Here is an 18,327-nt window from a genome sequence, read left to right on the forward strand (position 1 = left end):
ATTCGGAAGAGGACGCCCTGGCTGGCGATGGCCATGATCGCGCTCGCTGCTGCGTGCGCACCGCAGGACTCGGGAGATACCGTCGAGTATGCCGAGGTTCCCGCGGACGAGGGCATGATGGACACGGCAGAGGCCGAGGCCGGGATGGACCAGATCGAGGCCGACTACATCGCCGCTTACAACGCGGGGGACGCCGCCGGCCTCGCGTCCCTGTGGGCGCCGGATGGGACCCAGGCTCCGCCCCTGTCCGGGACGCTGGACCCGGCCGGGGTCGAGGCGACCTACGCCGCTTCCTTCGCCGAAGGCATCCCGATGGAGCTGGAGGTGATGCGTGAGGGAATGGTCGCCTCCGGAGACATGGCCGTCGGTTGGGGCGGGTTCGTGGTCACCATGACGCCCGCGGAGGGCGAGCCCATCGTCACGTCCGGCCGGTACGGCGTGGTCATCCGTCAGGGGCCGGATGGAAGCTGGAAGATCCTGCGGCACATGTTCAACTACGAGGTGCCGCCGCCGGGCTTCGGGATGATGGAAGAGATGGATATGTAGCTGCGGCGACGACCCGGTGCGGGTGCTCCCGGAGAGCTCCGGGGGTGCCCGGCATCGCCCCCCTCAACCCAGGATCCGGGTAATCACCCAGAGCCCCACCAGCGCGAGCGCGCCCCCGAAGGCCCAGCAGACCATGCGCCGCAGCAGCCTCGCGCCGCCCGGCTCCGCGGGGGCGAGCACCCGATGGCACGTGGGGCAGGTAAGTGCCGCGTCTGAAACGACTCCGCCGCAGTCCGGGCACTGTGTGAGGGCCATCTCGGAATCCTCCTGAACGATGGATCGACCCACAAACGCCACCGGCTCGCCTTTCGTCAATCCGTCAATTCGGATTCCGTTGTCAAGCCCTCCCTGTCACACCCACCGCGTACACTTTCGGTAACTGTTCGGGCGGCGACGATCTGTCGAGCCTACCGGCTCCCGGGAACGACCGGGGGCGCGGTGCGCCGGCCGCCCGCGAACGACCACCCGTCTGGAGCCATGGATCGGAGCGCGTTACCTTGCCGGGCGTCCCGCAGACAGCGTTCGCATGGCCCCGCACACCCCTCGAGCGGACAGGTGCATGACCGAGCCGAGCGCCGTACCCCGACATCTCCTGAGCGTGTGGAATCCGTCCTACGCCGACGACGCCATGGACCGGCACCTCGAGGTGCTGCTTCGCTGGGCGGCGATGGAGGCGCAGGGAAAGGCCGATGCGGATGACATCTATGTCTGGTGGGCGAAGCTGAAATCGGCCAACCGGGATGAGCCGCTCGCGCACAAGGAGGATGTTCTGGCGCTGCAGGAGCAGATCGACGGCGGGGTGGAGACGCATCTCTACCTGACCGACTACCGATCGCTCTATGCGGGCCACCTCGTGGAGGTCACGGATCGCGACGTGCCCGGCGGGAGCCCGGGGGAGGCGGAGCACATGCCTTCGTACTACCGCGATCGGGAAGTGGACGTTTGGTTCCGGCTCGCCGACATCCGGCGGCTCATCGCGGGGGACGGGCCGGCCACGAACGAGGAGCTCCGCAACCTGCTCAACGTCCGCTATCACCATCGCCCGGTCTCCATCTACGGGGGGATGGTGGAGCTCCCCCTGGTGGTGGAGCGCCAGGATGGCGCGACCTGGTTTACGGACCTGGAGGATCTCACCGGAGGCCGGCGCTGGGTGGTGCGGGACTCCGAGCTGCGGGGCGAGACGGAGCGCCTGTCCGCGGAGCTTCGCGACAACCTTCTGGGACCCGAGATCTGGGAGGCGCTGCACCCCACCTCCCGCACCTTCCTGACGACCGGCGAAGCGGTGTTCCGGTCCCGCAGGGACGATCCGGGATTCGATTTCTCCCCGACCGCGGTCGAGTACTGCAAGGCGATCGAGACCGAGCTGAACGCCGCGATCTTTCCCGCGGTCCAGCCGGTGCTCGCCTCCCGGCCGCCCGCGGACAGGGAGATCCGGGACGGGAGCCGGACGATCGACCTCGGCCGCTCCGTCCCGCGGCAGACGATCGGTTCGGTGCGCCACCTCCTGTCGCATCGGGGCGAGCTGAAGCGCGGCATCCGGGAAGCGTTTCCCAAGCGGGATGCGAAGTGGCTCACCGAGACGCTCCCCGATGAGCTGGAGCCGCTCCTCGATCTCCGGAACCCGGCCGCCCACGGCGACCGCATCTCGCGCGAGCAGATCGCCGGGTGGAGGCAGCGGATCCTCGGGATCGGCTGTGAAGGTCTCCTGGTGAGAATCGTCCGGGTCAAGCTGGAGGGGAGGGCCTGATGCCGGAGCGCATCTCCAAGACCCAGCGGTGGCTCGATCTGATCGCCTTCCTGGTGGGGCGGCGGATGCCGGTGGAGGTCGAATCGATCATGGAGGCGGTGCCCTCCTACGCGGAAAAGTACGTGGAGGGCGACGACCGGGCGCGCGAGACCGTGCGCCGGATGTTCGAACGCGACAAGGACGAGCTGCGGGCCCTCGGGATCCCGATCGAGACGGTCCCGATGTCGCTCCATTACGGGGCCGAGGAGATGCAGGCATACCGCCTGGCGGACACGGACTTCTATCTTCCGTACCTCAAGCTCGTCGATCCGGAATCGACCGCCGCCTCGTCGCGGGCGACGCAACGCCCGGCGCCGGTCGAGCTGTCGGAGGACGAAGTCGGACTGGTCGCCGACTCGCTCTCCACCGTCTCCTGGATCCCTTCCTCTCCCTTCAAGCGCGAGGCGGATTCGGCTCTTCGCAAGCTCACCTTCGACCTGGACGATGCCGCGCGCATGGGATCCTCCACGGTGCTCTACGTCGGGAGACCGGGCGCTGCGGAGATCCGGTCGCGAGTGCGGGTGCTTTCGGACGCCCTGCTGGCCCGGAAGCGGGTGCGATTCACATATCACGGGATCGTGAGCGGCGAAGACACGGAGAGAGATGTCGCCCCGTATGGCCTGCTGTTTCAAGGCGGCCACTGGTACTTGATCGGTCACGATGCGCTGCGAGATGCGGTTCGCGTCTTCCGGGTGGGGCGGATGGAGGAGCCCGCGGCCAATGCGAAGTCGCCCAAGTCTCCCGACTACGAGATTCCCGAGAGCTTCTCTCTCGAGGAGTACCGGAGCCGCGACGCCTGGGAACTGGGATCCGAGGAGGACCGGACGCTCGAGGCCCGGGTTCAGTTCGAGTTTCCGACCTCCATCTGGGCGGAGCGGAACGGGTACGGGGTGCTGGACAAGGAATTCCCCGATGGGTCGCAGGTCCGGGCTTTCGGGGTCCGGCAGGTACAGCCGTTCCTCCGCTGGATACTGAGCCTCGAGGGCCGGGCACGGATCCTCGAGCCGGCCCCTCTCGCCGGCGAGCTCCGGTCCCTCGCCCGTGAGGTCCTCGCGGTGTACCAGACACGCGGTGAGAAGGCGTCCGGAGGTGAGAATGACTGAGCGCGCGACGGCGGGCGAGCGGCTCGGTCGAATCCTCTACCTGCTTCCCCTGGCCAGCCGGGACGAGGGGGTCCTGCTGACCGAGGCGGCGGACCGGCTGGGCGTGGATGTGGCCACCGTCCAGGGAGACCTGGAGGAGGTGACGGCGCGGGCGTTCTACCACCCGGCGGGCGGGGCGGACGAGATGCAGGTCCTGCTCGAGCGGGATCGAGTGAAGATCTACTCGCACAGGAAGTTCGATCGCCCGCACCGGCTGTCCGGTCGCGAGGCCCTGGCGCTGGCCGTAGGACTTCGAGCGGCGGCCCGGGACGTTCCCGAGGGTCCGGGGGCTGCGGATCGGAGGAAGCGGATTCACGACCTCGCCCGGCGCCTGGAGAGGGCGCTGGCGGTCACGTCGGCGAACGAGGAGCCCGACGAGCCGGGACGGTTCGAGCTCGACTGCGGAGATGAGAGCGGAGCTTCGATTCGCCACCTGCTGCAGGAGGCTACCCGGGGTGGGCGCACCTGCCGCCTCACCTATCTCAAGGAAGGGGCGCCGGAACCGGAGGAGCGGAACCTCGATCCGTATGCCGTGGTCTACGCCTCAGGGCGCTGGTACGTCATCGGGCACTGTCACCTGCGAGCGGATGTTCGAGCCTTCCGGGTGGACCGGGTGATCGATGCCGAGGCGCTTTCGGAGGGCTTCCGGGTGCCCGAGGACTTCGATCCGGCCGACTACCTCGGCGGCGGGCGCGTGTTTCGAGCGGAGGTGGATCCCGAGGAGGAGGCGGTGGTGCGCTACTCGGCCACCGTGGCACCCTGGGTCCGGGAGCAGGGCCCGGTGGACGAGCAGGAGAGTGGCGCGGTGTCCGTCCGCTTTCCGAACGCCGATCCCGGCTGGGTCGTGCGGCACGTGCTCGGCTACGCCGGGGAGGCCGAAGTCGTGGCTCCGGGGTCCATCCGGGACCTGGTCGTCGAGGCGGCGCAGGCGGTGCTCGCGACCAGCTGATCCCGTCGCCCCGGTCCCCCCGGCCGCCCCCCGGTCCGTTGGTTCACCGACCTTCTTCAGCGGCCATCTCAGGGGCTATCCTCGCGCAGCTCCAGCACCGGCTCCAGCTCCAGGAGGAGCCAGGCGGGCACCGGAGCGACGAGCGGGCGGGAGCGTGACCTTCGGTCCGCTTCCGACGCCGGCTGCGTGACGCGCCCCGCCGCGGCGTCCACTTCGGCCACGGCTGCGATCTCCAGGTCGCTCTCGTTCCCGGCTGCCCGGGCTTCGCCCCCCGCTTCGAACCGCTCCGCCTCGTAGAGAGCGGTTCCGTTCTGCTGAGCTTGCAGAGCCTTTCCGAAGCAGATGCCGAAGTGCTCGGTATTGTCGACCAGGCAGTAATCCGCGTAGGCGAGTCCGATCAGCACTGCGGCCACGATCAAGAACACCAACATCGAAACGTCCTTTCCTCTGGAGCGCCGCTTCCAGAGTGCGGACGGATCGTCACGTGGCCGTCACATCGGCATCGCAAAACGCTCCGTTTCGGTCAAACCCCCGACCCCGGCTCCGGGCCCGCGTCGGGGTGGCCTTCCTCTTCGCCGTCCCCCTCAGCGGAGCTCTGACCACCCTTGTGCTCGCCGCGTTCCCGCGGTCGGGTGATCGGACCCGACCACTCGTTGAGATCCTCCAGGAAATCTTCGACGGCCCGTCCGGCCTTCGTCAGGAAGTCCCGCACGCCGTACTCCACTTCCCGGAATGGATCCCAGTCGGCTTCGCGGTCGCTGCCCGAGTCCCCCTCCGCGGGGCCCTCGCCCGCGGCCTCGTCGGAAGGAACCCGCCGGACGAGGCGCACGCGTCGCTCACTCAAGACCACGGCGTCCAGTTCGTCCTCGCTCTCGATCTCCAGGGCGCTCCACCGGACCTTCGGATAGCGCAGCTCCGCCACGACCCGTCCCCGGTCGTCCTTCACGGTCAGCCTCAGCGGACCGCTCCTGATCTTCATCTCCGCCATGACTCAGCTCCCGAACATTGCCAGCGCTGCATCGATCACCTCTTCGACGACTTCGTTCTCCGCCGAGTTGGTAAGATAGATCACGATCGCCCGGCGCGCCGGGATTGCGAGGCCCACGGTTCCGGTGGATCCGCGGTGACCGAACACCGGTAGCGATTCGGAGTCTGCCGGGGATGCGTACACTTCCCACAGCATCGCGTACCACCGATCCCGGGCCGCGGGAGGGTCCGACGGCGCCGGATCGGCCAGGGCCCGTCGTACGGTCTCTTCCTCGAGGAGGCGTCCGCCGGGATAGCGTCCTTCCTGCATCCACATCGAAAGGAAGCGGGCATAGTCGAAAGCGGTGCCGTACAGGTCGGCGGACGGGCTGAACCACGGGTCTTCGTGGGGCCGGGCCGGATTCCACCAGCGATCCCAGGACGTGCCACTCCAGCTGCGGTACAGGGAGGGCACCCGATCGGCCCACGGCGCGTCGACGGAGTAGGTTGCATGGGTCTCCCGCATGCCGAGCGGCCCGAGGACCCGCTCCTGAATCACGCCCTCCGCGGGAGCTCCGAAGAGGACGGCCACGACCGCTCCGAGGACGTCCGCGTTGAGGCTCGAGTAGATGAAGCGCTCTCCGGGCGCGAAGCTCGGACCCTGCCGGCCGAGCAGCTGCACCGCCGCCTCGAGGGACGCCTGCTGGTCGTACCCTGACGGCTCCTCACCCTGCGCGAATCCGGATCGGTTGGTCAACAGATGCCGCACGGTGACGCCCGCCGATGCTCCGTCTGCGAAGCCCGCCAGGTACCGGGAGACCGGGGCGTCGAGGTCGAGCCGGCCGGCGTCGACGAGCTCGAGGGCCGCGGTCCCGATGAGGGGCTTGGACATCGAGGCCAGCGGAAACACCGTGTTCCGCTCCAGCGGGATGCGCTCCTCGCGGTCCGCCCACCCCATCGCCTGGTGAAGAACGATGCGGCCGTCCACGATCACGAGGATCTCGCTGCCGACCACGTGCCGGGCCACCACCCGGGAATACAGACGCTCCTTGAACAGCCAGATCTCGTCGGACGACAGCCCGACCTCCTCAGGAGCGGCATACGGGAAGGGAGCCCCGTCGAGCGCCGTGCGGGCCGTGCGTGGCGAGCCCGGGCGGGAGGCGTCGTCCGGGGTGCAGCCGGCCAGGCAGGCCGTCAGGACGAGAATTGCCGCGGTCATCTCCCCGCGGCCTGGCGCCCGCCTCGTACTCACCCGGGCCCCCGGGAGATCATTCGGCGCCGACGAGGGAAGGAATGCGGCGCATCGCCTCGTCCCAGACGAGGCGCGCCCCGCGGGACTGGGTGAAGTAGAGGACCATCGCCTCCCGCCCGGGAAAGGCTATGCCCATCGTGCCATCCGACCCGGAGTGTCCGAAGCGGGGGAGGGCGGACGGATCCGAGCCTTCTCCGAACCGTTGCCAGTGCATCCCGTACGCCGGCGAATACCCGGCGCGGAGCGCCTCGCGGACGGTCTCCTCCTCCAGAAGCCGCCCGCCCTCGTAGGCCCCGAGGTTCATCCACACGGAGAGCCACTTCGCGTAGTCGTACACGGTGCTGTACATGCCCCCGCTCGCCCGGAACCACGGGGTTCGCTGATCCATCGAGGGGTCCCAGTATCGGATCAGGCGTCCGTCCGACACGCCGTACGTGGCATTGGTGCGTGACGCCCAGGAGCTGTCCGGGGCGAAGTAGAGATGAGTGTCCTGCAGTCCGAGAGGGTCGAGGATGCGCTCCTGTATGAAGTCCTCCGCCGGGGCCCCCGTCACCTGCGCCACGATCGCTCCGAGCATGGCCGAGTTGTGATCGGAATACCGGAAGGTCTGGCCGGGTGGATACGGCGGTCCCCGCTCTCCGATCAGGTCGACCGCCGTTCGGAGGTCCGGGCTCTCCCAGTAGCCGGTGGGAAAATCGGTCTGCTCGAAGCCGGTCCCGTGCGTCAGCGCTTCCCGGATGGTGATCGCCCCGGAGCGCTCGTTGTCGAAGGAGGCCAGGTAGTCCGACACCCGGTCGTCGAGCCCCACCCGGCCTTCCTCGGCGAGGATGAGGATCGCAGCCCCGGTGAACGGCTTGGTCATCGAGCGGATTCGGTAGATGGAGTTCCGCTCCAGCGTCCGCTCTCTCTCCCGGTCGCTCCAACCGACGGTGCGATGCCAGACGATGCTCCCGTTTCGGACGACCAGCAGCTCGGCCCCCGCGATCCGACCCTGCTCGATCCACCAGCTGGCGTCGTTCATGAACGTCTCGAGGACGAACGGATCGAGGCCCTCGTCGAACGCGGTGGAGCAGGGGAAGGGCGCGTCGGGCAGACACTCGTGCCACTCGGTACCCTCCGTCTGTGCGCCGGCGCCGCCGGCCGTGAGCAGCCCGGCCAGCCCGATGGTTGCCAGCAGCATGAACATCCTGCCTGACATGTCGACTCCTCGGCCGTGAGAGAAGCGGCCGGATCTCTCGTGTCCGGTGCGCCGGAACGAGGATGAGAATAGCGGATGCAGGCGGGGGCGGCAGGTCTCCGGCGGGATCGTCAGTCAGGACCGGGCTCGGCCGTGGGCTCCGGGTCCGGGCGCCGGGCGGTGGTGTCCGGTCGGCTGGTGGCCGGCTCGAGAAGGAGCGGGACCGATCCGGTCGTGAGCGGGTCCCCGTCTGCGACGGCCGCGACAGCCAACTCCGTCGGCTCTTCGTCCCGCGGAATCGGCTCGGCGGGAACGAGCGCCTGCGAGTCGGCGGCGGGCCCGTCGGGAGCGAGCACATCGGCTCGGATGATCAGGCGGACCGTGCCGCCCGCCGAGCTCTGCGCCCCGGCATCGGGCGGGAGCAGAGCCGGGGCGAGCACGGCGACGGCCAGAGCCAGGAGTCGCTTTCGAATCGCGGGTGTCGCGACGATCCCACAGGCCGGAGAGTCCGGGGCGAGTCCCCGCCCCATGTCCCTTCGCACTGAAATCTCCAGCATCCGTGGCCCTCCGTGGCTCGGTCCGAATCCGGGGGGTCAGGGTCCCCCCGTCGCTCCGGGATCCATGAGTCGCAGGATACGGACCGGTCCGGAGCTAGGGTCGGCGGCAACCGGAGGCGGTGAATCCGCGATCCACGGCCTGCACCGCTTCGTACAGCATCGAGTCCCACGTCACGAGGCTTGCCGGGAGGGTCGGTCCATAGGCGCGGCGCCTCGCGATGCTGTAGCGGATCCAGCTCGACTCGACGTCCCGGTAGCTCTGTCGCAGTGGATCGCACGAGAGCCGGCCGGCGGTCCGCCGGTCTTCGACTTCCCGGTATCGTCCGACCGTGGCTTCCAGGCTTCGGGCGATCGGCGAGAGCGGCTCCCCCGAACTCATGCGGCGCTGCTCGGCGGACAGCCGGACGGAGCCGGGTGCGGTCGCGGCAGAGGTAGAGGGGAGCTCCGGCAGGGTCACATCTTCCAGTGCCTGGCCCAGGTCCGGACGTGCCGACGCGGCCGAGGTGACGAGCGGCCGGGCTCCGATCAGGATGCAGGCGAGCGCGATCAGGACCACGCCGCCGTCCAGCAGGCGCGGAAGAGCCCTGCCGATCGTGTGCGCCCCGAGCCCCTTCCGGTCCATCGGTGCCTCCATCGGGAGGGAGCGGCATCACTCCGGCTGCCGCCTCAGCCTCTTGCTCCTAGTGTACGTTGCGCGGAGTTCTGCGCCAACGGGAAGGCCCCCTCGGGTGTCTGAATCGATGGAGTCCGGCTCTCCCACGGGAGGGGCAGGGCACCGCGGTGTGACGGCCGGGAGACGCCGGGGCCTCAACCTGTGTGGGGTCGGGTACGGAACCCTTCCCGTACCGGGCCTCGTAGAGTAGGGTGGCAACAGGGCTGTCCGGTTTGACACCGTTTCCGCGCTTTCATGGGTGTGAAGGCCCGGTGAGCGCGGCGCCGGCGGGAGGCTATCACGATGGCGGAAGAGATCACGGCGGTGAAGGCGGACGGTCGGGGTGAAGAGGAGGCTCCGAGCGCGAACCAGCGCTTCAAGGACTCCTACCGGCTCGTCGGCGCCCTGGCGTTGTTCGGGTCGCTGGTCCTCCACTTCGCCGCGTTCGAGTTCTTCCCGAGCATGCAGGCGGCGGACTTCGACTTCGCTGCCGATCAGCTGGCGGCCATCGAGCTGCCGCCGGAGGTCCGGATTCCGCCTCCCCCCGAGGCCATCGCCCGTCCGGCCCGTCCCATCGTGTCCGACATGGCCCTCGACGAGGACATCACCATCGCCACCACCACCTTCGAGGACAACCCGGTGTCCGAGCTGGCGCCGCCGCCGCCGGACGTCGAGGTGGACCCGAGCGAGCAGCCGGTCTACATCGAGCGCGACACCGATCCGAGGCTCCTCAACGGGCAGGAGATGATTCGCCTCATGCACCGGCTCTATCCGCCGGCGCTCAGGGAGGCGGGGATCGGCGGCGAGGTGCTGCTCTGGGTCTGGGTGGACGAGGAAGGCCGACCGGGGAACGCCCAGATCAACCGGTCGAGCGGACGGGAGCAGTTGGACGAAGTGGCGCTCGAAATGGCCGCTCAGATGGAGTTCTCGCCGGCCATGCTGCGGGACCGGCCAGTCGGCGTCTGGATCGCCCAGCCCATCAGCTTCTCGGTGAGTCGCTAGACCGGGCCTCCGGGGCGCGCTCGGCGCCCACCAGAGCGATGACCTTCTGACCCGCTTCCGGCTCCCGGTGGTCTCCCACGGTGACCACGTGGACGTTTCGGCCGTCCACGAAGAACATCGGGATCGCCCCGGGATATCGATCCAGGAAGTCGTCGTACCCGAAGGACTCGGAAAGCCTGGTGGTTTTCACGTCGGCGCCGGCGTCGAACCGTGCGGTGAGCTTCCAGTAGTGGGCATCGGCACGGAACAGGAAGCGGCCCCGCAGGTGCGGACCGACCTGATCCTCCTCGGGAGCCTCCTCCAGGCCCTCGGGGGGCAGCTGATAGATGGAATCCGCCCCGAGAATCTCGCTGAAGTTCAGCCCGGTGAGTGCGTTGACTTCGTCGTTCGAAGTGATGGCGAGCAGCTTGCCGATCCCGGACAGGTCGACGCCATCGAGGGCTCCCTCCGTGAGAGCGCTTCCGTAGTGGCAGGGCAGTCCGGCCAGCCGTGCCTGCCGAATGTTGTGCCGGTTGGTGTCCGCCATGCGCACCGGGATGTCCAGCTCCTGCAGCTCCCGGGCGATCTCCCGCGCCCACGGATGCGCGCCCACGAACAGCACGCCCTGCGCCGCCGGTTGTGCCACGCCGAGGCGGCGGGCCAGCGGGGATGCCGTGAAGCCGTAGACCAGCACCGTGCATATGATCACCAGGAAGGTGACCGAGGCGAGCTGACCTGCCTCCGCGTATCCATGCTGGCCGAGCTCGAGGGCGAACAGCGAAGACACGGCCGCCGCCACGATGCCCCGTGGCGCGACCCACGCGATCACCGCTCGCTCCCGCCACCCGAGGGTCGACCCGAGCGTCGACACCCCGACGGCCACCGGCCGGACGAGCAGGATCAGGCAGCCGACGAAAGCGAACTCGGAGAGCCCGACGGCCTGAAGGTCGGCGATGTCCAGCCGGGCGGGGAGGATGATGAACAGTGAGGAGATGAGCAGAACTCGCAGGTTCTCCTTGAACTCGACGATGTGACGCACGTTGGCCCTCTTCTGATTGGCCATCGCGATTCCCATCAGCGTCACCGTCAGCAGGCCGGATTCCGCCTGCACGACGTTCGAGATCGCGAAGACGGCCACGACGAGGGTCAGGGCGAGCGGGCTCTGCAGGAACTCCGGGACCCAGCGCCGGTCGAGCAGCCAGATCATCGATCCCGCGCCGACGGCGGCGAGGACGACGCCGATGACCACGGTCTGCAGCAGCCCGATGGCGCCGACGGTCCACGCGGTCTCGAGGCCGCCGGAGACCAGAACGTCGAACACGAGCACCGCCAGGATCGCTCCGAGCGGGTCGCTGAGAATTCCCTCCCACTTGATCGCCTTCTCGAGGTCCGGGCTCGCCCGCATCTGTCTCAGCAGCGGGACGATCACGGTCGGACCGGTGACGACCAGGATGGCGCCGAGCAGCAACGCCGTTCCAACCGGCAGCTCGAGAAGCGCCATCGCCGCGAGCGTCGTCAACGTCCACGTCACCAGCGCGCCGACGGTGACCAGCAGCGTCACGACCCGCCCCACGTGGCGCAGCTCCAGGACTCTCAGGCTGGCGCCACCCTCGAACAGGATGATGGCCACCGACACGGAGACGAGAGGAAAGAGAAGATCGCCGAACACGGCGTCCGGATTCAGCCAGCCGGTGAACGGTCCGGCGATCAGGCCGAAGACGAGCAGCACCAGGATCGACGGGAGTCCGATCCGCCACGCGATCCACTCGGCGGCGATTCCCAGCGTGATGATGCTCGCCAGGGCGATCAGAAGGGATTGGCTCACGGGGCCCCTTCGCAGTCCGGGATCGATGGTCCTGTCGGTTCGACCGGGCCGAACCGCATCCTACCGTATCCCGCCGCCACGGATATCGTCAACGGCTCGGCCGGAGTCCGGTCCACGACCGACGGGCCGGCCGCCGCCGCCCACCCCGATCCGGCAAGCCGCCGAGGAGGCGCGAAACGTCGATGTCCGGTCGAATTCCTTCCCGGACATTGACTTATCGAATGTATTTACTAATATGAATGGCAACAACAATACGAGGAAATCGCCATGAGAGAGACCCTGGGGGTCCACGAGTTCGCGCGCCTGAGCGGGCGGCACTTCAACACCGTGTACAACTGGATCCGGGCGGGGGGGGTCTCCGCCCGCAAGCAGGATGGAGAGTGGCGGATCCCGACCACCGAACTCGATCGGATACGCCGGGCGGACGGCGACGCGGCGCCTGCGACCGAGGACCTGCTCGACTGGTGGTCGCGTGAGTTCGAACAGACCATGCGCCGCATGGTGAGGCTGTCCACCTGGATGGACCGCCTCGGAAAGCAGACGCTCTCCCGTCACGGGGCGAGCCGTACCCACGTCATGGCGGAGTCGCGATCGAGCGAACTCACCGACATGGTCACCGAGCTTCGAGACGTCGCGTCCGCGATCGAGACCGCCGAGCGGCTGCGCCCGCAGCTGCTGGAGCTGCAGCGCCGCCTCTGAGACACGCCGCGCATCCCGACCGGGACCCACCGGGGGGAATGGACCGGATCGATCTATCGTCTAAAGGACAACCAGGGGACAGGGCCCGCCGCACGGGCCCGTCGAGCGAGAACCGAAACGAAGGTCGATCACCACGGAGGTGGAGCATGGGTGTGCACGGGGGCGGGGTAGAACGGACGCGGGTGGAGAGGCGGCGCCGGGCGCGCGGCGGGTTCGGAGTGACCATGATCGCGGTCCTGGCGCTCGGCGCGGGTACCGTGTCGACTGCCGTGGCGCAGGAGTCGACGGAACCACCTCCACAGGCGCAGGAGCGGGCGGCACCTCCCGCCCCACCTCTCTTTCGGGGGCTGGACCTCACGGACGATCAGCGGAGCGCCGTGCAGTCCGTGCTGGAAGCGAGCCGAGCGGCGAGTGCCCCGGGCGAACCGGGCCTCTGGGAAGCGGCGGCCGAGATCCGGGAACTCCTCGAGCCGGAACAGATCGCGGTTCTCGAGGATCACCTGGTCGAGCGACCCTTCTCCCCCCGGGCCGGGCGCCGACCGCACACCGGCCGGCGGGGCGGGCCCCCGGAACGGCCGGGAGGCAGGGTGGGTCCCCGACTCGAAGGCCTGCCGGGCCTCGACCTGTCCGACGAGCAGCGAGCGGAGCTGACGGCGATCCGGGAGGCGTACGGTCCCCGAATGCGCGAAGTGTGGGGAGGGCTCCGGGACGGCAGCCTGTCGCGCGACGAGGCCGAGCGGGAGCTCGAAGCGGTCCGGGACTCCATGCATGCCGCGGTCGTTCAGATCCTGACGTCGGAGCAGCAGGCCCTGCTGGAGGAACAGCGCGCGGCGGCCGAAGCGCGGCGTGAGGCGAGGCGGGACTCGGCGAGGACCCGGCTCGAAGCCCGGATGGAGAGGGAGAGACAGTCGATGATCGATGCGCTGAACCTGACCGACGGTCAGATCGCGGCGCTCGATTCGCTCCGGGCCGGAATGCCGGATCCGGCGGGCGCACCGCGGTGGGAGGGAGAACGACCCTCGCCGGACGAGCGGGCCGCCATGCGCGAAGCGCGCCACGCGGACCTGGTGCGGATCCTCGACGAGGAGCAGCGGGAGACCTGGGTCATCCACGCAGCCCTTCTGAGGATGGAAGTTCGTCAGCGGGCGGGCGGCCGGGGCTTCAGGGAGCCTCGGCCGCGTCGAACCTCTCGATCAGGGCGTTGACGGCGGCGTCCGTGGTCCGGTACGCACGCTCCTGGCCGGCGTTCGTGACCGCGAACACAGCCAGATCGCGCTCCGGGGCCAGCCACACGTTGGCGTACCAGAGGAGGTTGCTGCCTTCGTGGTGCAGGGCGATCCCGTTGGCCCACACACGCACCCCGAGCAGCCAGCCCAGACCCGAGGCCGTGCCCGGTGCTCTCTCGTGCATACGGGCATAGGTCTCGGCGCTCACCAGCCCGTCCTCCCCGCGGTCTCCCGCGAGGTGGGCGGCCGCGAACTTCGAGTAGTCGGTCATGCTGAGGTGGACCGTGCCAGCCGGGCCGAGGGCAGGGGGATTGTCCGCCGCCGGACCCGGCTCGATCGGCCGGTACTCCCCGACCTCGAGGACGTGGCCCCACGGCTGCAGCAGGCTCCCCGGTCTCCCGGGGGCCCCGAAATCGGCCGTGAACATCCCGAGCCGCCGGAACACCCGGTCCGTGATCAGGGTCTCCCACTCCTCGCCCATCACCTCCTCGATCATCGCGCCCGCCACGATGTAGCCGCCGTTGCTGTACAGGTACTCGCCCCTCGGCGCCACGGGCAGCGTCTGCAGCAGCTCCCGTGACAGGTCGAGTCTCTGGGTGTGGAGGTCTTCCGTGTGGGGTTGGGACTGCCACCAGGTCGTCTCGTCCACCGCGTCGCTGATCCCCGAGGTGTGCGAGAGCAGCTCCTCGAGACGCACATCCCGGAACTCCTCGCGAATGATCGGGGAAAGCTCCGGCAGGGCCTCGCCCACCGTCGTCTCCCACGTCAGCTCGCCTGCCTCCACGAGCACCGCGGCGAGCGTCGCCGTCATGGCCTTGCCGAGAGAGCCCACGTGCCACAGGTCCTGGGTGGTGACCAGTTCGGGAGATTCCGTAGAGCGTCTGCCGACGGCGGCGATCTCGAGGATCTGGCCGTCGTGAACCAGGAACGCTCCGAGCGCCGGGACCTCCCAGGCAGCGCGGATCGGCTCGAGCACCTCGGCCAGGTTGCCGTCCCCCGCCACCCCGACGTCCGAGGGGATGTCGGGCGACTCGAAGGGGTCCTCGGTGCCGCAGCCGACGGCGGAAGCCAGAAGGGCAAGGACCAGAAGCTTTCGCATGAAACGTCCTTCATCGGGTTCACGTGGTCGAGACGCGGCAGGGCCGAAGGTCGGACCGGGGCCGGGCACCGATGGGTGAACCCGCGACGGGCGCCCGGGTTCCTCCCGTCGGCGGCACGGCGCCGGCCACGAGGCTCCTCGGGGGACAGGGAAATCGATAGCTTCCGTCGGGAATCGGAACGACGGGAGCACAGCGAGAGGGGAGGGAGAGCGATGCGCGCCGGGATGCGCTGGATCACGGGAGTCGCCGGCCTTCTCATCGTGGGCCTCGGCCTCGTCGCCATGCGGCGGGTTCTGCTTCCAGGTCAGGAGGCGGCCGCGTTCAACGTGGAGGGCTGGATGTTTCTGGGCCCGGCTCTCGTCACCTTCGGCTCGCTCCTGTGCTGGACGGCGGCCGTGCGGGGTCCCCGCTCCGCTTCTCTCGTGGCCCGCGCGCCCGCCCTGCTGCTCCAGGTCGGGCTCGGATTCCTCGCGCTGCCGGCGGCGACCTGGGCGTGGCACTCGGCCTCCGGGACGACTGCGTCATTCTACGCGTGGACCTTCGCGGGATTCGCGTTCGGGGTCCCGGGCATCGCGCTCAGCCTGACCGGGCTGGTGCTGTGGATGTGGCGCCGGGGTCGGGCGCGCGGACCGGCAGGGGACTAGGGAAGGATGCGAACCAGAGGGACCTTCACATCCGGTGGCGGCTCCTTCTTGAGAAGCCTGCCGTAGACGTACCCGAGGGCGGACTCTTCGCGCCGGTCGGGGGCGGATGTCGGGAACACGGCGTACCAGCCGGCGCCCGCGAAGTCGACCCGAACGCTATCGCCGGGCTTCAACCGTCCGACGACCTCGGTGTCCGTTGAGCGGCCGGCCCGGACGCGCGAGGTCGTATGGACCCACCGGACCTCGCCCCAGTCCGTCGTTTCGATCGTCTGCTCCACGGGCTCGAGCCCGAGGCTGGCCCGCAGGGCCGGAAAACCGAGCGGCCCCCCCATGCCGAGCACGGTGGTGGTGATCGCCGCGACGACGAAAACGCCGAGAAAGATGCGCACTTCAGCGAATCGATTGCCGGATGCAGCACGAACTTTCGCAACATGCACAGGATCGTTCGCCGCCTGCGCGGGTCGCGACTGAAAGTCGCAAGTGTCGCAATATCTGCTGTTAGGGGACGCCGGGCGCCCGCAGATGGCGCATGCCGCCGTGCTCAAGACCAGATCCCTCCGCTCAATTTGGGGTCGTGTCGCCTTGGAGGGGTGCATTTCCCGTGCCTCGACGAATCATATGCGGCCTCCCGCGCCGGATCGGAGCCTTCGAGCGGGAAAGCCGTGAATCGGGCAGGAACGAGTCGTGGAGCGGAGGGTCTAAGTCGCGTGCGGCATTCACACGTCTTCGGGGATTCATGGGAATGAAGAGAGATCGTACCGGTCTGTTGCTGCTGCTGGCCCTGCTACTCGGGGGAAGCGCGCCCGGGGCCCTTGGAGCGCAGGATGCGACGTCGCCGCCCGGCGAAGCCGGCATCAGGGGCGACTGGGTGCTGAACCGGGCCCTGAGCGATGATCCATCGGAGCGGATCGTGCAGCCCGCGGTGCCTCCCCCCGTGCCCGGATCCCCGAGCTCGCAGCCTCCCTCCGGGCAACCGGCCCGGGTTCCACCCAACTCCGCACCGGCGGTCCTTCGGCGGGCCATCGGAAGATTCTCGATCGACCGATCCGATTCGACCGTGTCGATCGCCTACCCGGATCGCGACCTCGTCCTGCACACGGACGGCAGAAAGCAGAAGACCGCGCTGCCGGGCGGCGCCGAGGCCGAATTCCGGGCCTGGTGGGAGGGCGCGGAGCTCGTGGTGGAGAGGCGGCTGGACGGCGACCTCATCCTCGTCGAGGAGTACTCGATCCAGCCGGCGACGGGTCGGCTCCACATCCTGACGCGCCTCGAGGGGGATCGCCTGCCGCGTCCGGTCTCCTTCGTCCGGGTCTACGACCGGGTGGCACCGGACGAAGCGCCCGCGGACTCGGTCGACGTTCCCCCCGCCGATCAGCCGGGCGTCAGCGCTTCGGCGGGGTGAATCCGGGTCACGCGTCGAGCCGGTACGTACGTGGCCAGGACGCCGACGAGCGCCAGGGCCAGCACCACGCCCCCGAAGATCACGGGGTCCCGGGCATCCACCTCGTACAGGATCACCTGCAGCGGACGGGTGGCCAGAGCGGCGATCCCTATGCCGATGGCGATCCCGATCGCGATCTGGCGCAGCCCGCGTCGCATGGCCAGCCGGATGAGGCGCCCGTTGTAGGCCCCGAGGGCCATCCGGATGCCCATCTCGCGGGTGCGCTGGCTCACGCTGAAGGACATCACGCCGTACAGTCCGACCGCGGCGAGGAATAGCGCCACGAAGCCGAACGCCATGAAGAGCGTGCCGAAGACCCGGTAGAACCAGGTCTGCTCGGCGATCACCGTCTTCATCGGAAGCGCGTCGTAGATGGGCAGGTTCGGGTCCATCGTCGCCACGGTCTCGCGGACGCGCGGCGCCATGGCGGCGGGATCCCCCGCCGTCCGCACGCCCACGCTCACCACGTTGCCGAGGATGCCCGCGAACTGCTCCACCGCGATGTAGTAGCCGGCCGGGCTGGCATTGTTGTTCCCGATCCCCTCCATCTTGAGGTCGGGCACGACGCCGACCACCGTCATCCAGTCGTAGACCTCTTCCCCCTGGTGAATCCGGAACCGCCGTCCGAGTGGGTCATCTCCGTCGAAGAACTCGCGCACGAAGCTCCGGTTCACGAGCGCCACCGGCAGGTTGTCCTTCGTGTCCGAGAACTCGAACGGGCGTCCGTCCAGAACCGGCGTCTCGAAGGTGGCGAAGTAGCCGGGGGTGACGATGCCCTCGCGTGCGCTCGGGTAGTCGCGATCGGTCGGATAGTCGCCGCCCTCGATCTCGAACACGCGCATGCCGTTTCCGCGCGCCGGCAGTCCGTCCGAGAGCGTCGCCGCCTCGACACCGGGCGTGGCCTGCAGACGCTGGAGGAACTCGCGATAGAAGGCGGTCCTCGCCTCGGAGTCCGGGTAGTCGGAGAGAGGAAGGTTGAGCCGCGCCGTGAAGATGCTCTCCACCGCGAACGGGAAGTTGATCGAACGCAGCTGGGCCACGCTCTTGATCATGAGCCCGGCCGCGATCAGCAGTCCGCACGAGACCGCCACCTCTCCGATCACGATGATCGAGGTGATGCGGCCCATGCGCAGCCCGGAGGATCCCCGTCCCTCGTCCTTGAGCGCTTCGTTCATGCCGCGCCCGGTGGAGCGCAGGGCGGGAAAGAGCCCCGCCGCGACGGCGGAGAGGACCGTCACCACCACCACGAAGACCATCACTCTCCCGTCGGGCTCGAACGTCATCCAGAAGGGCGGGGGATTGGTCGCCACGGCCCGGTTGAACCAGGCGACGCCGCCGAGTCCGATCAGCACCCCCACCGCGGCCCCCAGCGTGGACAGCACGC

20 protein-coding genes are annotated in these 18,327 nt (G+C 69.0%); 9 read left to right on the plus strand and 11 right to left on the minus strand.

The features are described 5' to 3' along the window. Nucleotides 1–546, plus strand: a 546-nt coding sequence (locus AC36XV_RS13030; RefSeq protein ID WP_492204121.1) for a YybH family protein, incomplete at its 5' end; no start/stop codon positions are given. A gap of 63 nt (nt 547–609) precedes the next feature. Here the strand turns inward: AC36XV_RS13030 and AC36XV_RS13035 are convergent. Continuing rightward, nucleotides 610–801: a hypothetical protein gene (locus tag AC36XV_RS13035; RefSeq protein ID WP_492204122.1), complete on the minus strand. Its 192-nt coding sequence runs from the start codon at nt 799–801 to the stop codon at nt 610–612. Between the two features lie 304 nt (nt 802–1,105). Between AC36XV_RS13035 and AC36XV_RS13040 the strand changes: the two genes are divergently transcribed. From AC36XV_RS13040 to AC36XV_RS13050, 3 genes are read left to right on the plus strand one after another with little or no spacing between them, the layout of a single operon-like run. Next, a complete protein-coding gene (locus AC36XV_RS13040; protein WP_492204123.1) occupies nt 1,106–2,293 on the plus strand; it encodes a hypothetical protein in 1,188 nt (395 codons plus the stop codon). Then, on the plus strand, nt 2,293–3,435 hold the full coding sequence (locus tag AC36XV_RS13045) for a helix-turn-helix transcriptional regulator (RefSeq protein WP_492204124.1): 1,143 nt from the start codon (nt 2,293–2,295) through the stop codon (nt 3,433–3,435). The genes AC36XV_RS13040 and AC36XV_RS13045 overlap by 1 nt, the downstream gene beginning before the upstream one ends. Next, nucleotides 3,428–4,423, plus strand: a complete 996-nt coding sequence (locus tag AC36XV_RS13050; protein ID WP_492204125.1) for a helix-turn-helix transcriptional regulator — start codon at nt 3,428–3,430, stop codon at nt 4,421–4,423. Before AC36XV_RS13045 ends, AC36XV_RS13050 begins: the two co-directional genes overlap by 8 nt. A 68-nt stretch (nt 4,424–4,491) precedes the next feature. Here AC36XV_RS13050 and AC36XV_RS13055 read toward each other — a convergent pair whose 3' ends face one another. The 6 genes from AC36XV_RS13055 to AC36XV_RS13080 all read right to left on the minus strand — a co-directional run bounded on the left by AC36XV_RS13055 (nt 4,492) and on the right by AC36XV_RS13080 (nt 8,997). Further along, nucleotides 4,492–4,854 carry a hypothetical protein gene (locus AC36XV_RS13055; RefSeq protein WP_492204126.1) on the minus strand — a complete coding sequence of 121 codons (363 nt, stop codon included), beginning with the start codon at nt 4,852–4,854 and terminating at the stop codon, nt 4,492–4,494. Nucleotides 4,855–4,946: 92 nt separating this feature from the next. Next, nucleotides 4,947–5,411, minus strand: coding sequence for a hypothetical protein (locus tag AC36XV_RS13060; protein ID WP_492204127.1), 465 nt, complete (start codon nt 5,409–5,411; stop codon nt 4,947–4,949). 3 nt (nt 5,412–5,414) lie between these two features. Further along, complete coding sequence (locus AC36XV_RS13065; RefSeq protein WP_492204128.1) at nt 5,415–6,608, minus strand: serine hydrolase domain-containing protein; 1,194 nt, start codon at nt 6,606–6,608, stop codon at nt 5,415–5,417. A gap of 49 nt (nt 6,609–6,657) precedes the next feature. Next, on the minus strand, nt 6,658–7,839 hold the full coding sequence (locus AC36XV_RS13070; RefSeq protein WP_492204129.1) for a serine hydrolase domain-containing protein: 1,182 nt from the start codon (nt 7,837–7,839) through the stop codon (nt 6,658–6,660). A 110-nt stretch (nt 7,840–7,949) separates the two neighbouring features. After that, complete coding sequence (locus tag AC36XV_RS13075) at nt 7,950–8,375, minus strand: hypothetical protein (protein WP_492204130.1); 426 nt, start codon at nt 8,373–8,375, stop codon at nt 7,950–7,952. A 94-nt stretch (nt 8,376–8,469) separates the two neighbouring features. Beyond that, nucleotides 8,470–8,997, minus strand: a complete 528-nt coding sequence (locus tag AC36XV_RS13080; protein ID WP_492204131.1) for a hypothetical protein — start codon at nt 8,995–8,997, stop codon at nt 8,470–8,472. A 333-nt stretch (nt 8,998–9,330) separates the two neighbouring features. On the opposite strand from AC36XV_RS13080, the gene AC36XV_RS13085 reads away from it, so the two are divergent. Beyond that, nucleotides 9,331–10,029, plus strand: coding sequence for an energy transducer TonB (locus AC36XV_RS13085; protein ID WP_492204132.1), 699 nt, complete (start codon nt 9,331–9,333; stop codon nt 10,027–10,029). Here the strand turns inward: AC36XV_RS13085 and AC36XV_RS13090 are convergent. After that, nucleotides 10,007–11,833 (minus strand): cation:proton antiporter, encoded by a 1,827-nt coding sequence (locus AC36XV_RS13090; protein ID WP_492204133.1) that lies wholly within the window; start codon nt 11,831–11,833, stop codon nt 10,007–10,009. The two genes, AC36XV_RS13085 and AC36XV_RS13090, sit on opposite strands and share 23 nt — an antisense overlap. A 267-nt stretch (nt 11,834–12,100) precedes the next feature. On the opposite strand from AC36XV_RS13090, the gene AC36XV_RS13095 reads away from it, so the two are divergent. Further along, complete coding sequence (locus AC36XV_RS13095; protein WP_492204134.1) at nt 12,101–12,532, plus strand: helix-turn-helix domain-containing protein; 432 nt, start codon at nt 12,101–12,103, stop codon at nt 12,530–12,532. A gap of 146 nt (nt 12,533–12,678) precedes the next feature. Further along, on the plus strand, nt 12,679–13,737 hold the full coding sequence (locus AC36XV_RS13100; protein WP_492204135.1) for a hypothetical protein: 1,059 nt from the start codon (nt 12,679–12,681) through the stop codon (nt 13,735–13,737). Here AC36XV_RS13100 and AC36XV_RS13105 read toward each other — a convergent pair. Further along, nucleotides 13,694–14,857 (minus strand): serine hydrolase domain-containing protein, encoded by a 1,164-nt coding sequence (locus AC36XV_RS13105; RefSeq protein WP_492204136.1) that lies wholly within the window; start codon nt 14,855–14,857, stop codon nt 13,694–13,696. The genes AC36XV_RS13100 and AC36XV_RS13105 overlap by 44 nt on opposite strands. 213 nt (nt 14,858–15,070) lie before the next feature. On the opposite strand from AC36XV_RS13105, the gene AC36XV_RS13110 reads away from it, so the two are divergent. After that, on the plus strand, nt 15,071–15,502 hold the full coding sequence (locus AC36XV_RS13110) for a hypothetical protein (protein WP_492204137.1): 432 nt from the start codon (nt 15,071–15,073) through the stop codon (nt 15,500–15,502). On the opposite strand, the gene AC36XV_RS13115 is transcribed toward AC36XV_RS13110, so the two are convergent. Further along, on the minus strand, nt 15,499–15,891 hold the full coding sequence (locus AC36XV_RS13115) for an SH3 domain-containing protein (RefSeq protein ID WP_492204138.1): 393 nt from the start codon (nt 15,889–15,891) through the stop codon (nt 15,499–15,501). The two genes, AC36XV_RS13110 and AC36XV_RS13115, sit on opposite strands and share 4 nt — an antisense overlap. Nucleotides 15,892–16,244: 353 nt before the next feature. Between AC36XV_RS13115 and AC36XV_RS13120 the strand changes: the two genes are divergently transcribed. Beyond that, nucleotides 16,245–16,904: a hypothetical protein gene (locus tag AC36XV_RS13120; protein ID WP_492204139.1), complete on the plus strand. Its 660-nt coding sequence runs from the start codon at nt 16,245–16,247 to the stop codon at nt 16,902–16,904. On the opposite strand, the gene AC36XV_RS13125 is transcribed toward AC36XV_RS13120, so the two are convergent. Continuing rightward, nucleotides 16,874–18,327: FtsX-like permease family protein (locus AC36XV_RS13125; RefSeq protein WP_492204140.1), on the minus strand; the 1,454-nt coding region annotated here is incomplete at its 5' end. The two genes, AC36XV_RS13120 and AC36XV_RS13125, sit on opposite strands and share 31 nt — an antisense overlap.

The organism is Candidatus Benthicola sp. (genome assembly GCF_058719085.1).

Excerpts from the sequence above, each read along its gene's own strand:
- AC36XV_RS13035 (WP_492204122.1), bottom strand. The coding sequence starts at position 801 with ATGGCCCTCACACAGTGCCCGGACTGCGGCGGAGTCGTTTCAGACGCG.
- AC36XV_RS13040 (WP_492204123.1), top strand. The coding sequence starts at position 1,106 with ATGACCGAGCCGAGCGCCGTACCCCGACATCTCCTGAGCGTGTGGAAT.
- AC36XV_RS13045 (WP_492204124.1), top strand. The coding sequence starts at position 2,293 with ATGCCGGAGCGCATCTCCAAGACCCAGCGGTGGCTCGATCTGATCGCC.
- AC36XV_RS13050 (WP_492204125.1), top strand. The coding sequence starts at position 3,428 with ATGACTGAGCGCGCGACGGCGGGCGAGCGGCTCGGTCGAATCCTCTAC.
- AC36XV_RS13055 (WP_492204126.1), bottom strand. The coding sequence starts at position 4,854 with ATGTTGGTGTTCTTGATCGTGGCCGCAGTGCTGATCGGACTCGCCTAC.
- AC36XV_RS13060 (WP_492204127.1), bottom strand. The coding sequence starts at position 5,411 with ATGGCGGAGATGAAGATCAGGAGCGGTCCGCTGAGGCTGACCGTGAAG.
- AC36XV_RS13065 (WP_492204128.1), bottom strand. The coding sequence starts at position 6,608 with ATGACCGCGGCAATTCTCGTCCTGACGGCCTGCCTGGCCGGCTGCACC.
- AC36XV_RS13070 (WP_492204129.1), bottom strand. The coding sequence starts at position 7,839 with ATGTCAGGCAGGATGTTCATGCTGCTGGCAACCATCGGGCTGGCCGGG.
- AC36XV_RS13075 (WP_492204130.1), bottom strand. The coding sequence starts at position 8,375 with ATGCTGGAGATTTCAGTGCGAAGGGACATGGGGCGGGGACTCGCCCCG.
- AC36XV_RS13080 (WP_492204131.1), bottom strand. The coding sequence starts at position 8,997 with ATGGACCGGAAGGGGCTCGGGGCGCACACGATCGGCAGGGCTCTTCCG.
- AC36XV_RS13085 (WP_492204132.1), top strand. The coding sequence starts at position 9,331 with ATGGCGGAAGAGATCACGGCGGTGAAGGCGGACGGTCGGGGTGAAGAG.
- AC36XV_RS13095 (WP_492204134.1), top strand. The coding sequence starts at position 12,101 with ATGAGAGAGACCCTGGGGGTCCACGAGTTCGCGCGCCTGAGCGGGCGG.
- AC36XV_RS13100 (WP_492204135.1), top strand. The coding sequence starts at position 12,679 with ATGGGTGTGCACGGGGGCGGGGTAGAACGGACGCGGGTGGAGAGGCGG.
- AC36XV_RS13105 (WP_492204136.1), bottom strand. The coding sequence starts at position 14,857 with ATGCGAAAGCTTCTGGTCCTTGCCCTTCTGGCTTCCGCCGTCGGCTGC.
- AC36XV_RS13110 (WP_492204137.1), top strand. The coding sequence starts at position 15,071 with ATGCGCGCCGGGATGCGCTGGATCACGGGAGTCGCCGGCCTTCTCATC.
- AC36XV_RS13120 (WP_492204139.1), top strand. The coding sequence starts at position 16,245 with ATGAAGAGAGATCGTACCGGTCTGTTGCTGCTGCTGGCCCTGCTACTC.